The organism is Agrobacterium sp. ST15.16.055, from assembly GCF_027956555.1.
In the GTDB taxonomy this organism is placed as follows: domain Bacteria; phylum Pseudomonadota; class Alphaproteobacteria; order Rhizobiales; family Rhizobiaceae; genus Agrobacterium; species Agrobacterium salinitolerans.
In genome coordinates, this window is the sequence record NZ_JAQKGN010000011.1 from 71,259 (window position 1) to 95,802 (window position 24,544).

Below are 24,544 nucleotides of genomic sequence, written 5' to 3' on the forward strand. Positions count from 1 at the left end.
ACTCTGTTGTAAGGGTGTTCGACTGCGGCGTTTAAAAAGACTGACCGATGCCAGCATAAATGCCGAAACTGTTGCCGCCGTCATATTTGTCGAGCGGCATGGCGACATCAAGACGCAGAGGCCCGAAGGGCGTCGCGTAACGCAGGCCGATACCGGCGCCAGCCCGGATATCGGAAAAATCAGGGGTCACCTCATCCGAAACCACGCCGGCGTCGATGAATGGCACGATGCCGATTGTCTCGGTGACCGTGATGCGGGCCTCAACGGAGCCGACCACATAAGAACGGCCGCCGGTCGCGTCGCCAGCGGCATTATACGGCGATATTTCCTGATAGCTGTAGCCGCGCACCGATCCGCCGCCACCGGCATAAAAGCGCCTTGTGGTGGGAATGTCCTGCAGATCGCTGCCGCCGACGAGCACGCCGCCGGAAAGCTTTCCGGCCATGATCAGCCGGTCTTCGGCGCCAATCCCCTTGTAGCCCGAGATGGAGCCTTCGAACGAGGAAAAGAAGGTGCCGTTCAGCGCTTCATAGCTAGGCTTGGCGGCCAGCGAGGCACGGAAGCCTTCGGTGGGGTTGAGCTTGTCGTCGCGTGTATCACGAACGAATTCCAGCGGGATCGAGGTAGTGAGGTATTCGTTTTTGCCGAATGCGTCTTCCGTATCGGCCCATTGCACCTCAAGGCCGGCTGCGGCTGTATCGGTATCGTTGAGCTCGTAGGCGAAACCGGCTGTGCCCGTCACTGTCTTGGCGTCGTATGTATCGGGGTGTTCGGTCTTGGCAATCAGGCTGGTCTTGAAGGTGGTTCGCGGATTGAACATGCCGGGCTTGGTGAAAGTAATGCCCGCCGAATAATCCATGCCATCGACGCTCGATGCTTCGGCGATGCGCGAAACCGAACCTTCGATACGCAGCGATTCCGCCTGTCCGAACAGGTTCCGGTGGCCCCAATAACCCTGAAGGCCGATGCCTTCCGTGGTTGAGTATTGTGCGCCGACGCCGAAATAGCGGTGCTTTCCTTCAGAAACCTCGATGGTCAGCGGAATGGTGCCGTCGCGCGCCAGTGTTCCCGCTTCCTTGATCGTCAGGCTGGAAAAGACGCCGAGCTGCCGCAGCCGGTCGGCGGCCTTGCGCAGTTTTTCCGGCGAATAGGGTTCGCCGCCATTGAGGCGCGAATAACGGCGGATGAAATCGCCGTCGACGGTTTTTTCACCCGTGACGGTGACCGTGCCGAGGGGTGCCACGGGACCGCCTTCAGCCGCCATGGTAATGTCCACCGTGTTCGTCGCGTGGTTGGCGACGGCCTCGCGTTTCGTCAGCTTCGCAAGCGGACGGCCTTCGGCCTTCAGGTCATCGATCAGCTTGTTGCCGGCGCGGATGATGGCGAGAGAACCGGCGTCACCCCCGGCTATCAGGCCGTATTCCTCAAGGTTACGGCCGGTCACATCGCCTTCCAGCCGTACATTTCCAAGTTTGAAAACCGGGCCGGGCGAAACCGTGATCACCACGGGTACGGGAGCGGAATGATCGAACACAGGATTGGGCGGCAGGCTATCCACATCCTTGCCGGCGACGGTAACATTGACGATGCCGCCATAACGGGCGTTTTCATAAAGCGCCGCGATCAGCCTGTCCCTGTCGTCTCTTGCCTTTATCAGAAGTCCGAGATCGCCGGAGGCGGGCTTGTCCTTGTCAGCCAGGAGGAGCGAGCTGTTTTCCAGGCTGTTTTTCAGGGATTTATCGGCGTCCGCGGCATCAAGCGTGACGGTGAATTTGACAGGGTTTATAACCTCCACTTCCGGTTCTTCCGAACCCCAGAGGCGCATGCCAAACAGTTTGAAGGCAAATGCATCACGGGTAAACGCCGGATACAGGGCGAACGTCACGGCGACCGCAAGCGCGGTGCCAGCTTTCCGATACGCAATACCTGTCTTCGGGTTAGTTCGTGTTCTTCGCATAAGCTGCTTTATGGTTGAGCCTTTATTGTCGCCCTAACCCGTTTCCTGTCCGTTAACAGTGCAATTTAATCATAAATAAACTGCTTTGAGGACCCTTGCGCTTGTGTTTTGCCTGCCATAACGCAAAAAGCCCCGGGTGACCGGGGCTTCTGTGCAACGGTATTTCGCGAAGCGATTAGCGGCAACGCGCCGTGTAACGCTGACCGTACTGGTCGCGATAATAGCAATAGCCCGGTTCGGAAGCATTGCCGATGAGGGCGCCGCCCACGCCGCCGATTGCTGCGCCTACTGCCGCACCACGAACGTTGCCAGTCACGGCGCCGCCGATGACCGCACCGGAAACGGCACCGATGGAAGCACCCTTTTCGGTCTGCGTGCAGCTTGCGAGCGACAGGCCGACCAGCGCAAATATGATTGCCTTTTTCATGAAACTCTCTCCAACGTTACAATGAGCTCTTGTGGCTCGGTAGGCGTCCCATATTTATCTGCGGCGACTGCTACCTCCGACCGCCACAGATAACTAACAATTCGATGTCGTTTAGGGAAGCCTCCTCTTTGCAGGCATTCCTCCGAGCGTAAATCGATTGTGCCCCAAACAACGGCGCGGCGCAAAAAAGGTTCCAAAAATCCGCTTTTTTGATGTGAATCAATTTTGCGCTTTTCATAGGCGCCTATAAGCGCTTTATTGGAATGGTTCAAAACAACGGCGAATTGACGCAGACGCGGTTAATGTGGCCCGAAAGGGTTGACGGTCCCGGCGACGAGGCAGAAAACGATCTGGTCAATTCTGGAGCATGGCATGGACTTCGAGGCATTTTTCACGACGGAACTGCAAAGCCTGCATTCCGAGGGACGCTATCGCGTTTTTGCAGATATCGAGCGCCAGCAGGGCAATTTTCCCCGCGCCACACGGTACAACGCCAATGGCGAACGCAAGGACGTTACTGTCTGGTGCTCTAACGACTATCTCGGCATGGGCCAGAACCCCAAAGTCATCGAAGCCATGAAGGCCGCCATTGATCACTGTGGCGCGGGTGCGGGAGGCACCCGGAATATTTCTGGCACCAACCACTATCACGTCCTGCTGGAGCGGGAGCTTGCCGATCTCCACGGCAAGGAATCGGCGCTGATCTTCACGTCGGGTTATGTATCCAACTGGGCCACCCTCGGCACGCTCGGTCAGAAAATTCCAGGCCTGATCATTTTCTCGGATGCGCTCAACCATGCATCGATGATCGAAGGCATCCGTTACGGCCGCTGCGAGCGGGTGATCTGGAAGCACAACGATCTCGAAGATCTCGAAGCCAAGCTTAAGGCCGCCGATCCGAATGCGCCGAAGCTGATCGCCTTCGAATCCGTTTATTCGATGGATGGCGATATCGCGCCTATCAAGGAAATCTGCGATCTGGCAGACCGTTATGGCGCCATGACCTATCTCGATGAAGTTCACGCTGTCGGCATGTACGGCCCGCGCGGCGGCGGCATTGCCGAGCGCGAAGGCCTGATGGATCGCCTGACGATCATCGAGGGAACGCTCGGCAAGGCCTTTGGCGTAATGGGCGGTTATATTGCCGGATCCACGGCGGTCTGCGACTTCATCCGCTCCTTCGCCTCCGGCTTCATCTTCACGACGGCCCTGCCGCCGTCTCTTGCTGCCGGTGCCATTGCTTCGATCCAACATCTGAAGGCGAGCCCCTTCGAGCGCGCCCGCCATCAGGACCGGGTGCGCAAGCTGCGTGGTCTTCTCGATGCACGCGGTATTCCGCATATGGACAACCCGAGTCACATCGTGCCTGTCATGGTTGGCGATGCCGCCAAGTGCAAATGGATTTCGGATATCCTGCTGGACAATCACGGCGTCTATGTTCAGCCGATCAATTATCCGACCGTGCCGCGCAAGACCGAACGTCTGCGCATTACCCCGACGCCGCTGCATAGCGATGCCGATATCGAGCATCTCGTCGGCGCGCTGCATCAGCTTTGGTCGCATTGTGCACTGGCGCGTGCGGTGGCGTGAGGCCGCTGTTTAGATAAGAGTAGATCGGGCCGCGTTTAAGCGGCCTTTTCTTTGGTGGCGATCAATTCGCGGGCGTGGCGACGGGCCTCCTTATCCGCTGCGAATACATCTTCAATCGTGGCGGCGGAGCGGCCGTCATGCATGCGGTCCATGACCGTTTCAACGATCTCGGCCATATCGAGAAAACCGATATTGCCCGCAACGAAGGCGTGAAAGGCGGCTTCTTCGGCGGCGTTCAGGGCGGCGCCCTGCAAACCGCCGCGTTCCAGCGCGGTGCGGGCCAGACGAATCGCCGGGAAACGGGCTTCATCCGGCGCTTCGAAATCGAGCCGCGCGAGTTTTGCGAAATCCAGCCGCTCAACGTTCAGATTGCCGCGTTGCGGATAGGTGAGGGCATAAGAAATAGCGGTGCGCATGTCTGGAGAGCCGAGCTGGGCGATATAGGAGCCGTCGGTGTAGCCCACCATTGAATGGATGATCGACTGCGGATGGACGATTACCTCCACCTGATCGGGCCTGAGATCGAACAGGTATTTCGCCTCGATCATTTCAAGCCCCTTGTTGAACATGGAGGCGCTGCCGATGGAGACCTTCAGCCCCATCGACCAGTTGGGATGGGCGCGGGCGATATCCGCCGTAACATTGGCCATCTCCTCGCGCGACCAGGTGCGGAACGGGCCGCCGGATGCGGTCAGCACGATGCGTTCCACGGCCTGCTTATGGTCGCCCGTCAGGCACTGGAAGATTGCGCTGTGCTCGCTGTCGACCGGGATCAGCCTGCCGCCGCCCTGCTTGACCGTGCGCAGGAAAACATCGCCAGCCGAAACCAGGCATTCCTTGTTGGCGAGCGCTATGTCTGCGCCACGTTGCGCGGCTGTAACAGTAGGTGCAAGGCCGGGGGTTCCGGCAATCGCCGCCATCACCCAGCCGGCATCCGTCGACGCGGCCTCTTCGAGGCCGGATTTGCCCGCCGCAACCTCGATGCCGGTGCCGGCAAGGGCCGATTTCAGCACTTCGTATTTGTCGTCTTCGGCGGTGACCGCCAGCCGCGCGCCGAATTCCCGCGCCTGTTCTGCCAGAAGCGCGACGTTGCCCGCGCCGGTCAAAGCCGTGATCTCGAACGCGTCGCGGCCACCCAGCTGGCGGACGACATCCAGCGTATTGGCGCCGATCGAACCGGTCGAACCCAATATTGTCAGCTTGCGTGGCATGTCACTGGCATTCGTCATTTTCAGTCCGTCGGTCGTTTCCGGTTCGCACCCCTTGGTGCACGTCGTTTTCCCGAAAACGCCATGCACTTTCAGGCAACATTCCTTAGCCTCTACCCGCGAAAACCAGCCATCACAAGGACAAAGCCCAGGCTATTGTTTTTGCGGAAGGCAAAGCCATATGCAAGAAAAACAATGAGAGGATATCGATGCGACGTTTTCTGGTTTCCAGTGGGTGGGTCTTTGCGGCAAGCCTTGTGCTGGTCCTTGCCTTCATTCCTTTTGATCCGCGTCTTTCCGAAAGTGCGCAGGCCCTGCCGGGCGGAGTGGTTTCCTTTAACCGCGCGATTACCGATTTCGGAACCTTCCGCTGGATGCTCTATTCCACCGGCCTTCTGGCGATATTGGCCTATGTCGCCGCACGGGTTTTAAAGGCGCAGACCTACAATGGACGGCTGAGGACGGCATGGCGGCTTCTGGCTTATTTCTTCCTGACGATCGGAACGGCGAGCATTCTCGTCCATACGCTGAAATTCCTGATCGGGCGGGCAAGGCCGGAGCTTCTCCTTGAAATGGGCGCCTATAGCCTCACTCCATTTACCGGCGACAATCTCTATGAAAGTTTCCCCTCAGGCCATTCGACCGCCGCCGGGGTGTTTTTCGGCGCTTTCGCCATGTTGATGCCGCGCTTCCGCTGGGTGTTTCTCCTGCTTGCGCTTGTCATCGGTGTTTCGCGTGTCATCGTCGGCGCACATTATCCAAGCGATGTCGCCGCCGGGCTGTTGCTCGGCATGTGGACGGCCATGGCCTTCGCCTTTATCTTTGCCCGGTCCGAAATGCTGTTCCGATTCGATGCGCATGGCTGGCCGCAGCCGAAGAATGCAAACCTCCCGACGGCGGATACACGATAAGGACCTCAAGCAGGATGTAAGGGGGAAGGTGATGGAGGAAGCGACAAACGCTCCGGAAAATGACGGCAAGTCCGTTCAGCATATCCGTACATCAGTCGCCGTGGCTGGCGGCGGGCCGGCGGGCTTGATGCTTGGCCTGCTGCTTGCGCGCAGCGGTATAGATGTTGTCGTCGTTGAGAAACATGGAGATTTTCTCCGCGATTTTCGCGGCGACACCATCCACCCTTCAACGCTTGAATTGATGGAGCAACTCGGTTTCATCGATGAGTTCCTGAGCCTGCCTCATACGCGCGCGCCAAGACTGAATGCGGTTATCGGCGGCGAGCGTATCACGATCGCGGATTTTTCCCGCCTGCCGGTCCGCCACCGCTTCATCGCCTTTATGCCGCAATGGGATTTTCTCAATTTCATCGTCGGCAAGGCGGGGCAATACGAAAATTTCCGATTGCTGATGAATGCGCCGGTGACCGGACTGATCGAGAGCGGCGAGCATGTCGGGGGTCTCACGGTCAGCACACCTGAAGGCATCATCGAGATCGAAGCCGATCTGGTGGTGGGGGCGGATGGGCGCAACTCCATCGTCCGTGAGGCGGCGGGGTTGGAAGTGCAGCGCTTCGGCATTCCGACGGAGGTGCTGTGGATGCGCCTTTCCAAACAGCCCGACGATCCGACGGAAACCATGGGGCATGCCGGCTCGCGGCAGGGTTTCGTCATGATCAACCGGGGTGATTACTGGCAATGCGGCTATGTGGTGCGAAAGGGATTTTTCGCCGACATAAAGCTGCAGGGAATTGAAGCCTTCAGGGACAGGGTCGCGGAAATCTGCCCTTTCCCACGCGAAAGGCTCGATGAGCTCAAGAGCTGGGACGATGTGCATCTCCTCACCGTCCGTATCGACCGGCTGAAGCGCTGGTGGAAACCGGGTCTGATCTGCATTGGTGACGCGGCCCATGCCATGTCCCCCGTCGGCGGTGTCGGCATTAATCTGGCTATTCAGGATGCGGTTGCGGCGGCCAATATATTGGTGCCGGTGCTCGTATCCGGCCGCGCCGTTACCGACGAGGATCTTGCCGCAATTGAAAAGCGGCGATCCTTCCCGACCAAGGCCACGCAATTTCTGCAGCGCATGATGCGTATCGGCCGCAAGAAGGGACGGGCGGATGCGGAAAAACCGAAAGGACCGCCAGCTTTTGTGCTGGCCATCATGCGGTTTCCGCTCCTTTCCCATCTGACCGGCCGGCTGGTAGGGCTGGGTTTTCGCCGGGAAAAGATCGAGACGATGTGACGCCGCTCAGGCAGTGCCTTCGGCTTCTTTCTCATGTTTCAGCCCGATAACGGCGGATCCGATCAGCCCCGGCTCGATGCGGCAGATGGCGGGCACGACCAGAGGGCGGTCGAAGCGCCTCAGAATGCGGCTCCTTACCACCTCGTCCAGAGCGGCCAGAAGCGCTTTCGAATTGGAAAGTCCGCCGCCGACCGGCACCATGGTTGCGCCGGTAACGTTGATCACCATTGCCAGAGGCGAGGCGAGAATATCGATAAGGACATCGATGGTTCTTGCGGCCTTCGCATCGCCCGCCTGCCAGGCCGCAATGATGTCCTCGCTGGTCATCGCCTGCCGGTGAAGATGCGAATGCAGTTTTTCCATGCCACGGGCGCTGCCGATTGCGTCGACGCAGCCGGTAAGCCCGCAACCGCATTCGAAACGCGGCAGCGAAACCGGCGGATTTCCGGCCAATGTCGCGGCCACCGGCCCATGGCCCCATTCGCCGGCGAAACCGCCGTGGCTGTTGATGAGCTTGCCGTCGATCACCAGGCCGCCGCCGACACCCGTTCCGAGGATGACGCCGAAGACCACGCGATGACCCCGTCCGGAACCGATTTCCGATTCAGCGATCACGAAGCAATCCGCATCGTTCGATACGATGACGGGAAGGTTCAGCGCCTTTTCCAGCTCGTCCTTCAGGACCCTGCCATGGATGCTCTGAATATTGGCGACAGTGGCCTTGCCGGTATCGGGGTCGATGACGCCGGCAATCGACAGCGACACGCAGGCGGGTGTGCCGCCGCTATTGTCGATGATGGATTTCAGTCCGGCGGCGAAGTCTTCGAAACTGGTCTTGGGCGTCGGGATGCGCGGCACGGGCCGAATATCGTCGGGAGCGTAGGCAATCGCGCCCTTGATGGTCGTTCCGCCTATATCGAAACAAACGATCATGATTCAGGCTCCGGAACGGGTGGCATCGTGGATTTTTTCTGCGCCGATCCATGTCGAATGCATCTGAAGGTCGGGTGTCAGCATGACGAAATCCGCATCGAATCCGGACAGGAGCTTACCCTTGCCGGAAGCGCCGACCGCCTCGGCGGGATAGGCAGACGCCATTCTCAAGGCCTCTTCCAGCGGTGTCGCCAGCTTTTCATGCATGAAACGGATGCAGGAAAGCATATCGATATCCGCCCCCGCCAGCGTGCCGTCGGCCAGCGTCAGCCGACCGCCGTTGCGATAGACACGCCTGCCGTTCAGTTCGAAACCGTCATCATCCGTTCCGATAGTAGACATGGCGTCGGTGACGAGGAAAATGCGGCCGGGACCATTCTTGGCGCGAAGCGCAATGCCGATCGCTGCGGGATCGACATGGAAACCATCGGCGATCAGCCCGCAATCCAGCTTGCCGTTGGAAAGTGCCGCGCCCACCAGTCCCGGCTCGCGATGGCCGAGCGGGCTCATAGCGTTGAAGAGATGTGTCACCATGGATGCGCCGGCCTCGGCATAGGCCGTCGCGACGCTGAGGCCCACATCGGTATGGCCGAGGCTGACGACGATGCCGGCTTTGTGCAGCGCTGCGACCTGCGTCTCGGTTACGTTTTCCGGGGCGATGGTTGTCAGCAAAAAAGGAAGCTTCGCCTTGCAGCCCGTCAGAACAGCGAGATCGGCCGTTTCCATCTTTCGGATCAGCGCCGGGTCATGGGTGCCCTTGCGTGCGACAGAAAGATGCGGCCCTTCGAAATGCAGGCCGAGAAAGCCGGGCACCCCTGCTTCGTGCGCGGCGATGCCTGCTTCGGCGGCTTTGGCTGTGATATCCGGTCTGTCTGTTATGAGGGTGACCATCAGCGCCGTAGTGCCGAATTGCGCATGGGCCGAGCAGATGCGGGCAATGCCTTCCACATCCGGCTCGTTGTTGAACATCACGCCGCCGCCGCCGTTGACCTGCAAGTCGATGAAGCCCGGCGCAATGAACAGTCCTTCCGCGTCGAAGATGTCGGCGTTTGCGGGCACGGATACGCGGTCGACGATGTCGGCAACGTGGCCATCACCGGTCACGAGCGCTTTGCCATCGTGCCACGCGACGCCATCGAAAATACGGGCGCCGACAAATGCCTTGCTGCTGCTCATTGGGTTTCCGTCACCTTTTTCAACGCCACCGGCGCATCCGGGTTGAAGCCGCGGGCACGCGACAATTGCTCGATGAAGCCGTAAAACGGTGCGATCAGCAACAGGGCGTCAGTCAGCGGATGATTGGTTTCCACGAAAGGCAGGGACTTCGCCGGGCTGCCCTTTGCGGAGGTGACAAAAACACTTGCGCCCTTGCCGGCGAGGCCGGCCGCGATATCCGTCACCGAGGTTTCGGCGCGGTCACGTGCGGCAAAGGCGATGACGGGAAATTTCGGTGCGACCAGCGAAACGGGGCCGTGCATGACTTCCGCCGACGAATAGGCCTCTGCGTGGAGCTCGCAGGTTTCCTTGCATTTCAACGCAGCTTCCGCTGCGATGGCGAGGGCGGGACCGCGGCCCAGCATATAAAGCGATTCCTCGCCCCTGACCGCTTCGCTGATCTGGCTCCAGTCGAGCGCGATGGCCTTGGCGAAATTCTGCGGCAGGGCGTTGACGGCTTTGGCGAGCAGGCTGTCTTCCGTCCATTCGGCAAGGATCGCGAGGCCGGCGACGATGGAGTTGACGAAGGATTTGGTTGCGGCCACCGCTTTTTCAGGGCCCGCCTGGATATTGATGGCGTGATTTGCCGCATCGCCGAGCGGGGAGGGCAGGGTATTGACAAGCGAAAAGGTGAGCGCGCCGCCCTTGCGGGCGCTTTCCGACAGAGCGACGATGTCAGGGCTTTTACCCGATTGCGAGACGGCGAAGGCCGCCGCCCGGTCCAGCCGCAGCTTCGTCTGGTAGATCGAGGCGAGCGAGGGGCCGAGCGACGCGACCGGTAGACCGGTCTGCAATTCGATCGCATATTTCAAAAAATGCGCGGCGTGGTCGGAGGAGCCGCGTGCAATGGTGACGATAACGGCCGGGTCACGGGCCTTCAGCCTGCCTCCGGCTTCGTGGAAGTCGGCATTGGCATTGTCCAGCAGGCGAGCGACTGCATCGGGAATCTCATCGATTTCCTGGCGCATCAGGGTTGTCATCGTTTCGTGTCCTTGATCAAGAGATTTGTCACTCGGGCCCCATCGTCAGTTCGGCGACGAGGTCATAGGCGTCGCTGCGGTACAGCGCGCGGGATATTTCCATGAGGCGCCCGCTTTCCAGATAGGCCATTCGCTGAACGGAAAGCGCTGCCGAGCCCGGCGGAACCCCAAGCAGCAATGTTTCCTCATCGGTGAGGTTACGGGCGGAGATGCGCTGAATGGCGCGCACCGGGCGAATGCCGTTTTTCTCAAGCTCCAGATAAAGCGAGTTTTCCACCAATTGTGGGTCAGGCAGAATATCGCCCGGCAGGCTTGTGACTTCGAGCGCGATAGGTTGGTCATTGGCAAGCCGCAGGCGCGTGAGCCGGGCCACCATGGCCGATTGGGAAAGGCCGAGCGTCATCATCTCGTCTCCGGTCGGGTGGAACAGGCCCCTGTCCAGCCAGCGGGTGCTTGCCGTCATGCCGCGCCGGCGCATGTCCTCGGTAAACGAGGTGAGCTTGGTCAGGGGCTGCTGCATGCGGGTGATGGGCTTGACGACGAAAGTACCCGAGCCGTGCCGGCGAACGAGAAGACCGTCGCGGACGAGATCGTCCACCGCCTTGCGCACCGTGACGCGGCTGACGCAGGCGCTTTCGGCGATATCCCGCTCCGGCGGCAAGGCGTCGCCGTGCTTCAGGCGGCCGCCATTGATGGCGTCTTCAATCGTCTGGCGCAGTTTCAGGTAAAGCGGGCCGCCGCCTGATTGCAGGTCGTCCAGATTAAGCGCTGCCCCGTTCATCCATAACCTCTGTCACGATCCATGTGGTCGGCGATATGGCCGGCTCTGGCTATATCATATGCCGCGCAATCGGCAATACCAAAATAGAACCATTGCTGTATTTGTACGATTAATCGGTGGTTTTTTCGATCTTTTGCCGAATAATGAGGCTTAATGCTTGATATTTTCGCATTAACCAAAAAAATTTTCTCGATAACGGAATTGCTCTGGACGATTGGCATTTTTTTGGTATTGTTTTTTGCGTCGGTGGTCGGCGGCGATCCGTCTCGCATCCGTCGCGCCGGAAAATCGGTTTCCAACTCGCGGCAGCGTTTGCGAAATCGAATTTAGCTTGACCGTTGTGAAAATTAATTTCATCGTGGCAAGAAATTATCGCAGATATCTGGACGACCAGCAGAGAAATGGTCGCGTTTGCGAAAATGAATTACGAATGAACAGGGAACAAAGTTCATGAAGGTGGGAATTATCGGACTCGGATTCCGTCTCGGTTATCTGGGCTACGTTTTTCATGAGATCGATAAGGATTTTGAGATCGTCGGTTACGTCGATCCCGCGCCGGCGGGCCTGCCGGGCCTGCAGGAAAAGGGCATTTCGGCCGGCAAGACTTACGATAGTCCCGAGGCGTTGATCGCAAACGAAAAATTCGATCTCTTGATGATCGGCTCGCCGAACCACATGCATCTGGAGCATATCCGTATCGGACTTGAGGCCGGCTGCACCATCTTCTCGGAAAAACCCATCGTCGTCAGCATCGAGGAAAGCCTCGAGCTTGCCCGGTTGCTCAACAAGCATGGTCACGAGCGGCTGCTCGTTGGTCTCGTTTTGCGTTATTCCCCGCTCTACCGCGATCTGCGCGCCGCACAGGCGGAAGGCAAGCTGGGCGATGTCGTTTCCATCGAGGCCTCGGAGCATATCCCGCCCTATCACGGCGCATTCTTCATGCGCGACTGGCGACGCTACGAAAATTACTCCGGCTCGTTCATGTTGGAAAAATGCTGCCACGACCTCGATCTCTATAATGGCGTGGTCGGTGCGCGGCCGCGTTTCGTGTCGAGCTTTGGCGGACGCAAGAGCTTCACGCCGGCAAACGCGCCGCAGAATGACGGCATCAACGACATGGAGGTCTACCATCGCAAGCCGAGCGGCTGGATGGGTTCCGACAAGGTTTTTGACAGCGACGGCGACATCATCGATTACCAGACGGCCATCGTCGAATATGAGAACGGCGCATCGCTTGCCTTCCATACCAATCTCAACGTTCCCGACGATTTCCGCCGTTTCTGCGTCATCGGCGCCAAGGGCATGGCAGAGGGCGATTTCGTGCGCGGCTTCCTGAACGTGCACAATGCCCGGACCAATGAAAAAACCGTCGCCAAGACCTATTCTGCGGCAACCGCGCTCTCACAGCATTATGGTGCGGACGAGCAGATGGCGGAGGACGTCATCGCCCATATCGTCAAGGGCGCGCCCTTGCCGGTTTCCGCGCTCGACGCGATTGAGGCCGGCATTCTGGCGCTTGCCATGGACGAAGCGCGCCATGGCCGCAAGGTGATCGATCTCAAGCCGGTATGGGAGGAGTACGATCTTGCACTGCACGGTCAGCTGAAATCCCCCGCCGCGAAATCTGCTTAAGGGGGGCGGCGCGATGGATGCGAAACGCAGCGCGGTCGTCTTCGCCTGGCTTCTTCTTCTGCCGGCGCTTTTATACATCACGGTTATCGTTGCTTATCCGCTCGTCGATACCTTCATCCTGTCCTTTACCGATGCGTCGCTTAGAAAAACGACGAACTGGGTCGGTTTCATCAACTACGAGAAGATTTTCAACGCGACTTTTGCCGATGTCATCACGCGGACCTTCATCTGGACGTTCTTTTCCGTCTCGATAAAGATGATTATCGGCACGCTGGGTGCGGTTTTGCTGAATTCGGCCGTGCCTGGCCGGGCGCTGTTCCGTCTCCTGACCATGCCGCCATGGATCGTGCCGATGGCTATCGGCATCTTCATGTGGGGCTGGATGTATAACGGCCAGTTCGGCATGATTTCCGGCGTGCTCCAGAACATCGGTCTGGTGGATGGGCCGGTCGCGTTCCTCGCCTACGGCAATACGGCCTTTTGGGCAACGATCATCACCGACGTCTGGATCGGTGTGCCAATGGTTACGCTCTATCTGCTGGCCGCCATTCAGGCCATCCCGCAGGATCTCTACGAGGCCGCGTGGACAGATGGGGCAAGCCGCCTCTACCGCTTCCGCCGCATCACGTTGCCACTCATGCTGCCTGCGATGATTACTATGTCGATGATCTCGCTGATTTCGACTTTCAATTCCTTCGATATCATCTGGATCCTGACGCAGGGCGGTCCGACTGGCCAGACCACGACCATGATCATCGACACGTACAAGACGGCGATCGGTTCTTACAAATACGGTGAAGGTGCTGCGCGCGCCGTGCTGATCTGCATCTTCCTGTCGATCTTTACCTATTTCTACTTCCGCATCACCAGCCGCATCTCGCAGGAGGCCAGCCGATGACCGACAAGAATGCGATGATCAACCGCTACAGGTGGTATGAAATCGTCGGGATTTATTGCGGCATCGCCGTATTCCTGACTTTCGTGCTGGCGCCCTTCGTGGAAGGATTTCTGGTTTCGCTGAAGCCGCTCAGTCTGCTTTTCTCATCGCCCTACACGTTCTGGCCGGAAAACGGTTCCTTCGAGGCCTACCGGACCATGTGGGTCAGCGTTCCCGGTTTTGCCCGCTACGTTTTCAACTCCTTCTTCATCTCCACCATTTCGACCATTATCGTCCTTATTCTGGTGGTGCCGGCCTCCTATGCTTTCGCCCGTTTCAAGTTTCGCGGACGAGGGCAATTGCTTGGCGCATTTCTCGCGATCAACATGTTCTCGGGCGCCGTGCTTCTGATCCCGCTTTTCCGGCTGATGCGCAACATGGGTGTGCTGAACACCTATCTGGCAATGATCATTCCCGGCGCGGCCTTCCTGATCCCCACCGCCATCTGGCTTTTGCGCACCTATATGCTGCGTATCCCGCGGGAACTGGAAGAAGCGGCCTATGTGGACGGTGCGAGCTATTTCTATACTTTCCGCCGGGTGATCCTGCCGCTGGCGATGCCGGGCATCGCAGTGGTTTCCATCACCACCTTCATCGGCGCCTATGCCCAGCAGTTCATCTTCGCGCTCACCTTCAATTCCAAGACCGAATATATGCCGCTGCCCATCGGCCTCTTCGCTTATTTCGGTCGTCAGGAAGTCATCTGGAATGAGTTGATGGCGGCCAGCTTCGTCGGCATTGCGCCGGCGATGGTCGTGATCTTCTTCATGCAACGATATCTCGTCAGCGGCCTTACCGCCGGCGCGGTGAAATAATCAACAACCGGAACGACCACCAAAACGGGAGACTACCTATGGCACTGAAACATTACGGATTGGCGCTCTGCGCTTTCGCATTTGCCGGTTCTACTGCCCTTACGACGGTGACGGCGCACGCCGCCGACAAGGAGATCAGCTGGATCTATTGCGGCGACAAGATGGACCCCATCCATGAGAAGTACATCAAGGAATGGGAAGGCAAAAACGAAGGCTGGAAGGTCGTGCCGGAAGTCGTCGGCTGGGCCCAGTGCCAGGATAAGGCGACCACGCTCGCCGCTGCCGGCACGCCGGTCGCCATGGCCTATGTCGGTTCGCGCACGCTGAAGCAGTTCGCGCAGAACGATCTCATCGTTCCGGTGCCGATGACGGAAGACGAAAAGAAAAGCTATTATCCCAACATCGTCGATACGGTCACTTTCGAAGACACGCAGTGGGGCGTGCCGGTCGCCTTCTCGACCAAGGCGCTCTACTGGAACAAGGACCTGTTCAAGCAGGCAGGTCTCGATCCTGAAACGCCGCCGAAGACCTGGGCCGAAGAAATCGCCTTTGCCAAGCAGATCAAGGAAAAGACCGGCGTTGCCGGTTACGGTCTGTCCGCCAAGACCTTTGACAACACCATGCACCAGTTCATGCACTGGGTTTATACCAATAATGGCAAGGTGATCGACGGCGACAAGATCACGGTCGACAGCCCGCAGGTTGTCGAGGCACTGAAAGCCTACAAGGACATCACGCCCTATTCCGTCGAAGGCCCGACGGCCTATGAGCAGAACGAAATTCGCGCCATCTTCCTCGACGGCAAGGTTGGCATGATCCAGGCAGGTTCTGGTGCGGCCACGCGCCTGCAGGAAACCAAGATCAACTGGGGCATCGCGACCTTGCCGCTCGGCCCGGAAGCCAAGGGTCCTGGCACGCTGCTCATCACGGACAGCCTTGCGATCTTCAAGGGAACGGGCGTGGAAGAAAAGGCGACCGAATTCGCCAAATTCATCACCTCGCCTGGTCCGCAGGGTGAATACGAATTGCAGGGCGGCGCCGGCCTCACCCCGCTGCGTCCGTCGCCGAAGGTCGATGAGTTCATCGCCAAGGATCCCTTCTGGAAGCCGCTGATCGACGGTATCGCCTATGGCGGTCCCGAGCCGCTCTTCACGGACTACAAGGGTTTCCAGGACACGATGATCGAGATGGTGCAGTCTGTCGTCACGGGCCAGGCAACACCGGAAGATGCCGCGAAGAAAGCGGCTTCGGCTCTCGAGCAGTATAAATAATCTTTCATGAGCACGGATGCGGGCGGGAGCCGTCCGCATCCGGCAAGTTTCGCCGAGGGAACGCCTGCGTCTTCCGGGATGCTTTTTCCCCCTGTTTTTCAACGGTCCCGATCCGGTGTGGCTTTGCCCCTGTTTCGGAACATCTCTGAACGCGGCCTGATGTCGGCCGCTGACGGGAGAGGCAAGTCTTGGGTCAGCTTTATCTCAACAACGTCCGCAAGAACTATGGACACTTCGAAGTCATCAAGGGCGTTCAGCTCGACATCAGGGATGGCGAGTTCGTCGTTTTTGTCGGCCCCTCGGGATGCGGCAAATCCACATTGCTGCGCATGATCGCCGGTCTTGAGGATATTTCCGGCGGCGACGTCGTCATCAATGGCGTGAAGGTCAATGACTTGCCGCCGGTCAAGCGCGGCATCGCCATGGTGTTCCAGTCCTATGCGCTTTATCCGCACATGACGGTGTTTGAAAACATTGCTTTTCCGCTGCGCGTCGAAAAGATGGAAGAGGACAAGATCAGGCAGAAGGTCGAGGGTGTGGCCAAGATCCTCCAGCTCGACCAGCGTCTGCAGCAGCGCCCCGGCATGTTGTCCGGCGGTCAGCGCCAGCGCGTGGCGATCGGCCGCGCCATCGTTCGCGAGCCGAAAATATTCCTGTTCGACGAGCCGCTTTCCAACCTCGACGCTGCCCTTCGCGCCGACATGCGCATCGAACTTACCAATCTTCACCGGACGCTGAAGGCAACGATGATCTATGTCACCCACGACCAGGTGGAAGCCATGACCATGGCCGACCGCATCGTGGTGCTGAACGCCGGTAAAATTGCCCAGGTCGGCGCACCGCTCGAGCTTTATCACAAGCCGGCTAACCTGTTCGTGGCCGGCTTCATCGGCAACCCGAAAATGAATTTCCTGAAGGTCACCTGCAAATCCGTCAGCGCCGAGGGTGTGACTGTGGACTATGATGGACAGACGGTCACCGTGCCGGTGGAACCCCGTGCCGGTCTTGAAGGCGCGCAGCTGACGCTCGGCATCCGCCCGGAACATACCGGTCTCGAACCGGCCGACCTCAATGTCACGGTCGCACCCAGCGTGATCGAGCGGCTCGGGGTCAATACCATTGCTTATGGTGTCGCGCCGACGGGTGAGAATTATTGCGCGTTGCTTTCCGGCTCCGCACCTGTGGTCGTGGATGAGCCCATCGTCACCGGTATCAAGGCTTCGGACTGCCATCTGTTTGATGAGAGCGGCGTTGCGCTGGAAAGGCGCGTCGATCTTTCAGTCCTCAAGCTGATCCAATAAGGCGCAGGAGCCGGGCCATGTTCTCTGTTTCCCCATGCCCGGCTGTTCCTGAGGCGATCCGTCTCCAGCAGCATTTTCCTGCTCATTCCAGACGAAAAAATAAAGCCGGGCTTTCGGCCCGGCATGCAAAGCTTGTCAAGATTTCTTCTGGATCACGGCATGGGGTTGGGCATGTAGCCGGTGAAACCGGTGATCTTCCAGCGTCCCTGATGCAGCCGGCAATAATAGAGCGTCTGCCATTTCATGACGTCGAAGCTGCCATCGGCCTTGCGAAGCCCACCGTCGAACTTCTTGCGCACCAGCGCGGTCTCACCTTCCACTTCGATTTCTTCCAGCGTGGTGGTCGCAAAGATAGCATCGCGCGGGTTCTCTGCGAATTGCTGGGTTTGAAAATCCTGCGCCTGCCGCAGCCACTCGTCACGATAGGCGCTGAGCGAAGGGAAGGACAAGCGCCAATTGTCCGGGTTCGCATCCCGGTTGGCGTTGATGCCGAGAAAGCCGTCCTCGACGAAATCATCCGCGACCTTCGACCAGTCGGCGGCCAGAAAAGCGTCGATGTCACGCGTTACCAGCATCTCCCAGATGGAATGGCGGGCGATGTCTGTTTCGGGAAAAGGGTTTTTGAAGGGATCACGCATGGTTTCGGTCCGGTGTTGAAATTATTTTCAAGATTTGGAGATTTCTCTGGTGTTGATTGTTGGCATATGCTCATCTCTCAATCAACAAAGAAAATAATTTTCAAATTAAAGGTGTGCGTGGTGTCGTCAGCAAGACGAAACATCCTTGACTCATGGATCTATGCGGTTGACGGGCGCGCTTTCTTAGGGTGCATCGGAAACGGGGCCAAGCCTTAAGTTTTGGCGGAACGGAGACCGGTGAACATGGATATTTTTGCAAGAATACAGGAAGACAGGGGACAATTCTCGCAGTCTGAGCGACGGATTGCCGATATTCTGGTTTCGGACTTCGAATTCGCCGTCAATGCCTCGATCATCGAGCTGGCGGCGCGCGCGGAAGTGTCTCCGCCGACCGTGACGCGGTTCTGCCGCCGGCTGGGGTGCCAGAGCTTTTCGGATTTCAAGGTCAGCCTCGCCAAGACGGCCTATGTGGGTATCCGATATCTCACCTCCGAACCCTCCAGCACGGGACCCTCCGATGTTGCGGAAGAGGTGCTCGCCAAGGCGCAGGAAGCGCTTTTCCTGCTGCACAGGACGCTCGATCCGGCCCTTGCCGATGAAGCGGCGATCAGGATCGCCAATAGCGGCATGATCTATGCCTTCGGCGCTGGCGGCAATTCCTCGATGATCGCTTCGGAAATCCAGAACCGGCTGTTCCGCCTGGGGTTGCGCGTTTCGACCAGCGCCGATCACAGCATGCAGCTGATGATGACCGCCGCTGCGCGCAAGGAAGATGTCGTCATCGGCTCGTCCTTTTCCGGCCGTAACATGGAACTAGTGAAGTGTTTCAAGCTGGCGCGGGAAATGGGGGTCACCACCATTGCGCTCACCCAGAGCGACACGCCTGTTGCCGCGGCCGCCGACATGGTGGTGGCCGTCAATGTGCCCGAGGGGAACAATATCTTCCGCCCCACTTCATCGCGCTACGCCTATCTGGCCGCCGTCGATGTTCTGGCAACGCTTGCTGCCTATCATCAACGGCAACGATCGATGGTGACGTTACGTCACATCAAGCAGCAGTTGGTGGAGCATCGCGATCCGGATGACAAACAATTGCTCGGTGACTGAGGCGGGCTGACAAACAACATAGGCTGCTTTGCCTGAGATCCGTTTTGTGGCGGGTCGGAAAGCTTCAAGGGAGTTTCAGGAGATGAAGGACAGGAAAGACCAGCTCGCCGTCGTTACCGGCGCGGCAGGTGATATTGGCCGGGCGATTGCCGCGGCGCTCGCTGAAAGCCATGCAAAGGTCGTGTTGGTCGATATCGACCGCGGCGCCCTTTCGAGCGCGCTATCGGCGCTTTCCGATCCCCGCTTCGTTGCGAAAACCTGCGATGTCACCGACCCGCAGGACCTTGCAAGGCTGGCCGCCGAGGTTGCGGCGCTGGGCGATGTTGTAACCCTCGTCAACAATGCGGGCGCCGCAAGGGCGGTCAGCCTGCATGACACGACCGCCGATATATGGCGCAAGGACAATGCGCTCAATCTGGAAGCGCCGTTTCTCTGCTTTATGGCTTTCGAAGAGGCGTTGAAGAAAACCCAGGGGGCGGTGGTTAATATCACCTCCGTCAATGGCATGGCGGTGTTCGGGCATCCTGCCTATAGCGCGGCAAAGGCCGGGCTGATCCATCTGACCAAGCTGATCGCCGTCGAATACGGCAAATTCGGCATTCGCGCCAACGCCGTGGCACCGGGCACCGTGCGCACGCAGGCGTGGGAAGCGCGGGCTGCAAGCAATCCTCAGGTCTTTGAGGAAGCAAAGCATTGGTATCCACTGCAGCGCATCGTGAAACCTGAAGACGTGGCCAATGCCGTCGCCTTTCTGGCCGGCCCGCAGGCCGCCGCCATCAGCGGCGTGTGCCTGCCGGTCGATTGTGGTCTCACGGCAGGGCAGGCGCCGCTGGCCCGGACATTTTCGCAATCCGAACATTACTGACCGAAACCCGCTGACGGGTTCAATGCGCAATAAAGGGGAGCATCATGGCGCTCGCACAGTATCGTCTTGAAAATTCGTGGCATCCGCTCGCAGACTCCGCATCCGGCGGCTTCACCTTCACGCTGGTCAATCTTTCCCGCGAGCCGCTGAAGGATTTTCGCATCGTCTACACGTCGTTGACGCGGACGGTAGACAAACCTACGTGCGACAATGCCGTTTATCTGCGCCGCAATGCCAATTTCCATGAATTTGCACCGCCGCCGGGTTTCGTGCTGGAGTCCGGAAAATCCTGGTGCTTCACCGTCGATGGCCTGCTGCGGCCCGCCCGACATCGCACAGACGGCGCGAAATCTGCCTATATCAGTCTTGCCGATGGCACACATCGCGCCGTCGATGTCGGTGACCTGATGATGGATGGACGCCACAGCGAGCCGGCGCCGGTGCTGCTTCCGGAGGGCAAGCTCGATCTGCCCTTTTCGATCCAGCCATGGCCCGCTGAAATCGATGCAGAACCGGGGGAGGGTTTTCCCGTCGCGCTCTTCCCGGCGGAAGATGCGGGCGCAGAAGAAGTGCTTGCGGTGGAAACCGTGCTTTCGCTGTTCCGCCGGCTTTTTGCCGTCGGCCACGTGCCTTTCAGCCTCGCGCCGGTTCACGAGGGAAAACCGCTGCGTTTCAAGCGGCATAGCGGACTGGAAGCGGAAGGTTATCGCCTCAGCTTTTCCAAAGAAGCCGTTGTCGTGGAATATTCGGCCGCTGCCGGCCTGCAATATGGTCTGACGGTTCTGGCGCAGCTGCTGCATGGTGCGCGCATCGATCCGAAATTCCGTTTCCCGGCCTCCGGCACCATCAGCGATGCGCCGCGTTACAGTTGGCGTGGCTGCCACCTCGATGTTTCGCGGCAATTCTATCCGACAGGCGATGTCCTGCGGCTTATCGATATTCTCGCATGGCTGCGCATGAACCGCTTCCATTGGCACCTGACGGATGACGAGGCATGGCGGCTCGAAATCAAGGCCTATCCGCTGCTGACCACCGTCGGCGCCACGCGCGGCCCGGATGCGCCGCTCCTGCCGCAGCTCGGTAACGGGGCTGAGCCGGTGTCGGGCTATTACACGCAGGATGAGGTGCGCATGGTTGTCGCGCATGCGGCGGCATTGAACGTCGAAATCGTGCCGGAAGTCGATATTCCCGGCCACAGCACGGCGGCTCTCGTGGCCTATCCGGAGCTGACGGATGGGCAGGAAGCGCCGGATAGCTACCGCTCTGTGCAGGGATATCCGAACAATGCACTCAACCCAGCGATAGAGCCGACCTATGAATTCCTCGGCAAGATATTCGACGAGATGGTGGAGCTGTTCCCGTCGCGGCTGATCCATATTGGCGGCGATGAGGTTGCGGATGGGTCGTGGCTGGCCTCGCCGCTTGCCAAGGCGCTGATGGAAAAGGAAGGGCTCGACGGCACCTTCGGCATTCAGTCCTATTTCATGAAGCGCATACAGGGCATGCTGCATGAGCGCGGCCGCCAGCTTGCCGGCTGGGACGAAGTTTCCCATGGTGGTGGCGTCGATCCGGCCGGAACATTGTTGATGGCATGGCAGAAGCCGGAAGTCGGCCTTGAGCTTGCAAAGCAGGGCTACGACGTGGTGATGACCCCGGGTCAGGCCTATTATCTCGACATGGTGCAGGATGAAGCCTGGCAGGAGCCGGGGGCAAGCTGGGCCGGCACCGTTCCGCCTTCGCATACTTATGCCTATGAAGCCGTTGGCGAATTTCCCGAGGAGTTGAAGGAGCGGATGAAGGGCGTTCAGGCTTGCATCTGGTCCGAACATTTCCTCAATCGCGCCTATTTCAACCATCTGGTTTTCCCCCGTCTGCCAGCGATTGCCGAGGCGGCGTGGACGCCAAGGGCGCAAAAGGACTGGCTGCGTTTTGCGGCCATCGTCCCCTTGAGCCCGGTTTATTGAGGGGAAACCGACATGCGTATTGCCGTTGGTGGAATTCATACCGAATGCAGCACCTACTCGCCGGTGCTGATGGGCGAGCAGGACTTCCGCGTCTTTCGCGGCGCCGAAATGCTGGAGGCCGAGTATTTCAGTTTCCTCGGTGAAGGCGGGGCGGACGTGTTGCCGCTTCTGCATGCGCGGGCGGTGCCGGGTGGTCCGGTGTCACGCGTGGCCTATGACGCTTTCAAGCGGGAGTTCCTCGAACGCCTGAAGGCGTCGTTGCCGCTGGACGGGCTTTATCTCGCCATGCACGGTGCGATGAATGTCGAAGGCATGGACGATGCGGAAGGTGACTGGATTTCAAGCGCCCGCGCCGTCGTCGGGCCGGATGTCCTGGTCTCTGCGAGTTATGATCTGCATGGCAATGTCAGCCAGACGATTATCGATCAGTTGGATATCTTTGCCGGCTACCGAACCGCGCCGCATATCGATGTGCGCGAGACGATGGTGCGGGCATGGACGATGTTGCTCAAGGCTCTGAAGTCGGGAGAAAGACCCGGCGTGACCTGGGCGAAAATCCCTGTTCTGCTGCCGGGTGAAAAAACCTCCACGGAGGATGAACCCGCCAAAAGCCTCTATGCCGTGCTGCCTGATTACGATGCGCGGTCCGGCATATGGGATGCGAATTTCATGATCGGCTACGTCTGGGCGGACGAACCCCGGGCGACGGCCTGCGCCGTGGTGACGGGAACGGACAAAGCGGCCGCACAGGCGGTCGCGGCCGAGATTGCGCAATCCTACTGGAATGCCCGGCAGGATTTTCGTTTCGGGCCTGTGACGGAGCCGCTCGAGGCCGTTCTGGATATCGCCGAAAACACGGCAACGCGGCCGATCATCTTGGCCGATTCCGGCGATAACCCAACCGGCGGTGGGGTTGGCGATCGCGCCGATGTTCTGGCCGCGCTGATTGCGCGCAACTGGCAGGGTGCGCTGCTGGGCGGCATCACCGACAGGCCGGCGGTCGAAGCCTGTTTTGCGGCCGGCGAAGGTGCGAGCCTTTCCCTGAAGATCGGTGGCAGTCTCGATCCGCAGAGCCCGTCCGTGACCGTCGAGGCCCGCGTTGTGAAACTGGACGATCCAGGTGCTGCTGACCAGCGGCAGGCAGTGGTCGCCATCGGCGGCGTCACGGTCATTCTGGCGGCGCGGCGCAGGCCTTATCACATGATCTCCGATTTCACCCGTCTCGGCTTTAATCCAAAGGAGGTGCGGTTACTGGTCGTCAAGTCCGGTTATCTTTCGCCGGAGCTTGCGCCTATCGCCAATCCCAACCTCATGGCGCTGACGGAAGGGGTCATCAATCAGGATATCGAAAATCTTCCCAATCGCCGCCGGGACGGCGATTTTTACCCATGGAAGCCGCATTTCGATTATACCCCTCAACCCATCCTTTCGGCCCGCTGGCGATGACAGCGGTCCGGTAGCTTTTACCCAGCGATCCGGCGGCGCCGGATCATCTCAGGCGAATATCCATGCCGTCGGCTCTTTCCATCGTCATCAACAATCCGTCGATCCGCATCGGGGCGCTCGCCATCCTGTTCTTCGGGTTTTCGAATGCGGCGACCGCCCCCTATCAGGCGGTCATCGGTATTCGCGAAATCGGGCTGAGCAACAGCGTCTATTCGCTGCTGATGCTATTTGCTGCCGTCATCAACGTCAGCGCCAGCGTGTTGATGGGTATTGTTGCAGACAGGCTGGGTGAATATCGCAAGCCAATGCTCTATATCGCGCTCTTCGGTGTCAGTGGTTATATGCTGGTCTATCTGGCCGGCAACGCCACCGCCTTCGTCGCTGCAAAGCTGGTGCTTCTGCCGATTTTCGGAGCGATGAATTCGTTGATCTTCGCCCATGTGCGTGCCGACGCGCGCAATCTTTCGACGGGTGAGATGATCGCGGTGAATTCGATCATGCGGGCAACCATCTCGCTTTCCTGGGTGCTGGTGCCGGGCATTGTCGGTGTTTTTCTGGTGAATTCCGGCAATATGCTGATGGCGTTCCTGTTTTCGGGCATCTGCGCGCTTGTCTGCTTTCTGCTTGTCGCCTTCTGCCTGCCGCGGGCCGCCACGCCTGCATCGGCAAATACCGAAGCGCGGTTCGGCTTGCGCGCCTCGCTTGCGGAAATCGGATCCCGGCGGGTGCTGCTCCGGATCATCGCCATCGCGCTCATCTGCTCGATGCTGCATCTCAACGATTCCGTGCGTTCGCTCATCATAACCGGACAGGCCAAGGGCACGGTGGCGGATATCGGCATTGTCGCGGGCATCGTCGCTGCGCTGGAAATCGTCTTCATTCTCCTGTGGGGCTGGATCGAGAAAAAGGTTCCGCAGACGCTGACACTTGCGGCGGGAGCGGGGCTCTACGCCATCTATCTCATTCTGCAGGGGCTTGCTTCAGCGCCGTGGCATATCTACGCCCAAACGGTCATCAGTGCGCTGGGCGCTGCCGCGATCATCAGCATTCCAATTACCTACCTGCAGGAGCTGATCGCGGACCGGCCGGGACTCGGAAGCTCGCTGATCGCCGTAAATATCTTCCTCGGTGCCGGTCTGGGTGCGTTGATTTTTGCCATTGGAACACTGGTTTCCAGCTATTCGGGGACTTCCATATTGGGTGCGATGGTGGGGCTGGGCGGCGTTTATATGCTTTACGCGCTTGATGGAAAGGGCCGCCGCAGGTAACGGCCACCCAAAT

General features: G+C 59.1%; 22 protein-coding genes. 13 read left to right on the forward strand and 9 right to left on the reverse strand.

The features are described 5' to 3' along the window. Positions 1-31: 31 nt before the first annotated feature. Both PL599_RS16280 and PL599_RS16285 read right to left on the reverse strand, forming a co-directional pair. Positions 32-1,957 carry an autotransporter assembly complex protein TamA gene (locus PL599_RS16280; protein ID WP_269824750.1) on the reverse strand — a complete coding sequence of 642 codons (1,926 nt, stop codon included), beginning with the start codon at positions 1,955-1,957 and terminating at the stop codon, positions 32-34. A gap of 175 nt (positions 1,958-2,132) precedes the next feature. Next, complete coding sequence (locus PL599_RS16285) at positions 2,133-2,384, reverse strand: YMGG-like glycine zipper-containing protein (protein WP_004443753.1); 252 nt, start codon at positions 2,382-2,384, stop codon at positions 2,133-2,135. A 372-nt stretch (positions 2,385-2,756) separates the two neighbouring features. Between PL599_RS16285 and hemA the strand changes: the two genes are divergently transcribed. Next, entirely contained in the window at positions 2,757-3,974 is a 1,218-nt protein-coding gene (hemA, locus tag PL599_RS16290) for a 5-aminolevulinate synthase (RefSeq protein WP_142912987.1), read from the forward strand. A 35-nt stretch (positions 3,975-4,009) separates the two neighbouring features. Here the strand turns inward: hemA and dxr are convergent, their stop codons facing one another. Continuing rightward, positions 4,010-5,203 (reverse strand): 1-deoxy-D-xylulose-5-phosphate reductoisomerase, encoded by a 1,194-nt coding sequence (gene dxr, locus PL599_RS16295; RefSeq protein WP_142912988.1) that lies wholly within the window; start codon positions 5,201-5,203, stop codon positions 4,010-4,012. 188 nt (positions 5,204-5,391) lie between these two features. Between dxr and PL599_RS16300 the strand changes: the two genes are divergently transcribed. Together PL599_RS16300 and PL599_RS16305 are read left to right on the forward strand one after the other, a co-directional pair. Next, entirely contained in the window at positions 5,392-6,093 is a 702-nt protein-coding gene (locus PL599_RS16300) for a phosphatase PAP2 family protein (protein ID WP_137412253.1), read from the forward strand. 31 nt (positions 6,094-6,124) lie between these two features. Continuing rightward, on the forward strand, positions 6,125-7,378 hold the full coding sequence (locus PL599_RS16305) for an FAD-dependent oxidoreductase (RefSeq protein WP_269824749.1): 1,254 nt from the start codon (positions 6,125-6,127) through the stop codon (positions 7,376-7,378). Positions 7,379-7,384: 6 nt separating this feature from the next. On the opposite strand, the gene PL599_RS16310 is transcribed toward PL599_RS16305, so the two are convergent. From PL599_RS16310 to PL599_RS16330, 5 genes are read right to left on the reverse strand one after another with little or no spacing between them, the layout of a single operon-like run. Continuing rightward, on the reverse strand, positions 7,385-8,311 hold the full coding sequence (locus PL599_RS16310; RefSeq protein ID WP_137412251.1) for an ROK family protein: 927 nt from the start codon (positions 8,309-8,311) through the stop codon (positions 7,385-7,387). A gap of 3 nt (positions 8,312-8,314) precedes the next feature. Further along, complete coding sequence (gene nagA / locus PL599_RS16315) at positions 8,315-9,487, reverse strand: N-acetylglucosamine-6-phosphate deacetylase (RefSeq protein WP_269824748.1); 1,173 nt, start codon at positions 9,485-9,487, stop codon at positions 8,315-8,317. Continuing rightward, positions 9,484-10,506 (reverse strand): SIS domain-containing protein, encoded by a 1,023-nt coding sequence (locus tag PL599_RS16320; protein ID WP_173990224.1) that lies wholly within the window; start codon positions 10,504-10,506, stop codon positions 9,484-9,486. Before PL599_RS16320 ends, nagA begins: the two co-directional genes overlap by 4 nt. Positions 10,507-10,534: 28 nt before the next feature. Beyond that, a complete protein-coding gene (locus PL599_RS16325) occupies positions 10,535-11,287 on the reverse strand; it encodes a GntR family transcriptional regulator (RefSeq protein WP_077985532.1) in 753 nt (250 codons plus the stop codon). Beyond that, positions 11,284-11,586 (reverse strand): hypothetical protein, encoded by a 303-nt coding sequence (locus PL599_RS16330; protein WP_271359325.1) that lies wholly within the window; start codon positions 11,584-11,586, stop codon positions 11,284-11,286. Before PL599_RS16330 ends, PL599_RS16325 begins: the two co-directional genes overlap by 4 nt. 151 nt (positions 11,587-11,737) lie before the next feature. On the opposite strand from PL599_RS16330, the gene PL599_RS16335 reads away from it, so the two are divergent. The 5 genes from PL599_RS16335 (at position 11,738) to PL599_RS16355 (ending at position 17,243) form a co-directional block, all read left to right on the forward strand. Further along, positions 11,738-12,919 carry a Gfo/Idh/MocA family protein gene (locus tag PL599_RS16335; RefSeq protein WP_077985533.1) on the forward strand — a complete coding sequence of 394 codons (1,182 nt, stop codon included), beginning with the start codon at positions 11,738-11,740 and terminating at the stop codon, positions 12,917-12,919. Between the two features lie 13 nt (positions 12,920-12,932). Further along, on the forward strand, positions 12,933-13,817 hold the full coding sequence (locus tag PL599_RS16340; RefSeq protein WP_077985534.1) for a carbohydrate ABC transporter permease: 885 nt from the start codon (positions 12,933-12,935) through the stop codon (positions 13,815-13,817). Next, complete coding sequence (locus PL599_RS16345) at positions 13,814-14,671, forward strand: carbohydrate ABC transporter permease (protein ID WP_077985535.1); 858 nt, start codon at positions 13,814-13,816, stop codon at positions 14,669-14,671. Before PL599_RS16340 ends, PL599_RS16345 begins: the two co-directional genes overlap by 4 nt. A gap of 38 nt (positions 14,672-14,709) precedes the next feature. Beyond that, on the forward strand, positions 14,710-15,942 hold the full coding sequence (locus tag PL599_RS16350; RefSeq protein WP_077985536.1) for an ABC transporter substrate-binding protein: 1,233 nt from the start codon (positions 14,710-14,712) through the stop codon (positions 15,940-15,942). 188 nt (positions 15,943-16,130) lie between these two features. Continuing rightward, entirely contained in the window at positions 16,131-17,243 is a 1,113-nt protein-coding gene (locus PL599_RS16355; protein ID WP_269824746.1) for an ABC transporter ATP-binding protein, read from the forward strand. Between the two features lie 152 nt (positions 17,244-17,395). Here PL599_RS16355 and PL599_RS16360 read toward each other — a convergent pair whose 3' ends face one another. After that, positions 17,396-17,881, reverse strand: coding sequence for a hypothetical protein (locus PL599_RS16360; RefSeq protein ID WP_269824745.1), 486 nt, complete (start codon positions 17,879-17,881; stop codon positions 17,396-17,398). A 243-nt stretch (positions 17,882-18,124) separates the two neighbouring features. Between PL599_RS16360 and PL599_RS16365 the strand changes: the two genes are divergently transcribed. The 5 genes from PL599_RS16365 (at position 18,125) to PL599_RS16385 (ending at position 24,531) form a co-directional block, all read left to right on the forward strand. Beyond that, the gene (locus tag PL599_RS16365; RefSeq protein ID WP_077985539.1) at positions 18,125-18,988 is read left to right on the forward strand and encodes a MurR/RpiR family transcriptional regulator; all 864 of its coding nucleotides are present in this window, start codon (positions 18,125-18,127) and stop codon (positions 18,986-18,988) included. 82 nt (positions 18,989-19,070) lie between these two features. Further along, complete coding sequence (locus tag PL599_RS16370; protein WP_271359327.1) at positions 19,071-19,853, forward strand: SDR family oxidoreductase; 783 nt, start codon at positions 19,071-19,073, stop codon at positions 19,851-19,853. Between the two features lie 44 nt (positions 19,854-19,897). Then, complete coding sequence (locus PL599_RS16375; protein ID WP_269824743.1) at positions 19,898-21,817, forward strand: beta-N-acetylhexosaminidase; 1,920 nt, start codon at positions 19,898-19,900, stop codon at positions 21,815-21,817. 12 nt (positions 21,818-21,829) lie between these two features. After that, positions 21,830-23,263 (forward strand): M81 family metallopeptidase, encoded by a 1,434-nt coding sequence (locus tag PL599_RS16380; protein WP_269824742.1) that lies wholly within the window; start codon positions 21,830-21,832, stop codon positions 23,261-23,263. A gap of 62 nt (positions 23,264-23,325) precedes the next feature. Further along, positions 23,326-24,531 carry an MFS transporter gene (locus PL599_RS16385; protein WP_269824741.1) on the forward strand — a complete coding sequence of 402 codons (1,206 nt, stop codon included), beginning with the start codon at positions 23,326-23,328 and terminating at the stop codon, positions 24,529-24,531. The last annotated feature ends 13 nt before the right edge of the window (positions 24,532-24,544 follow it).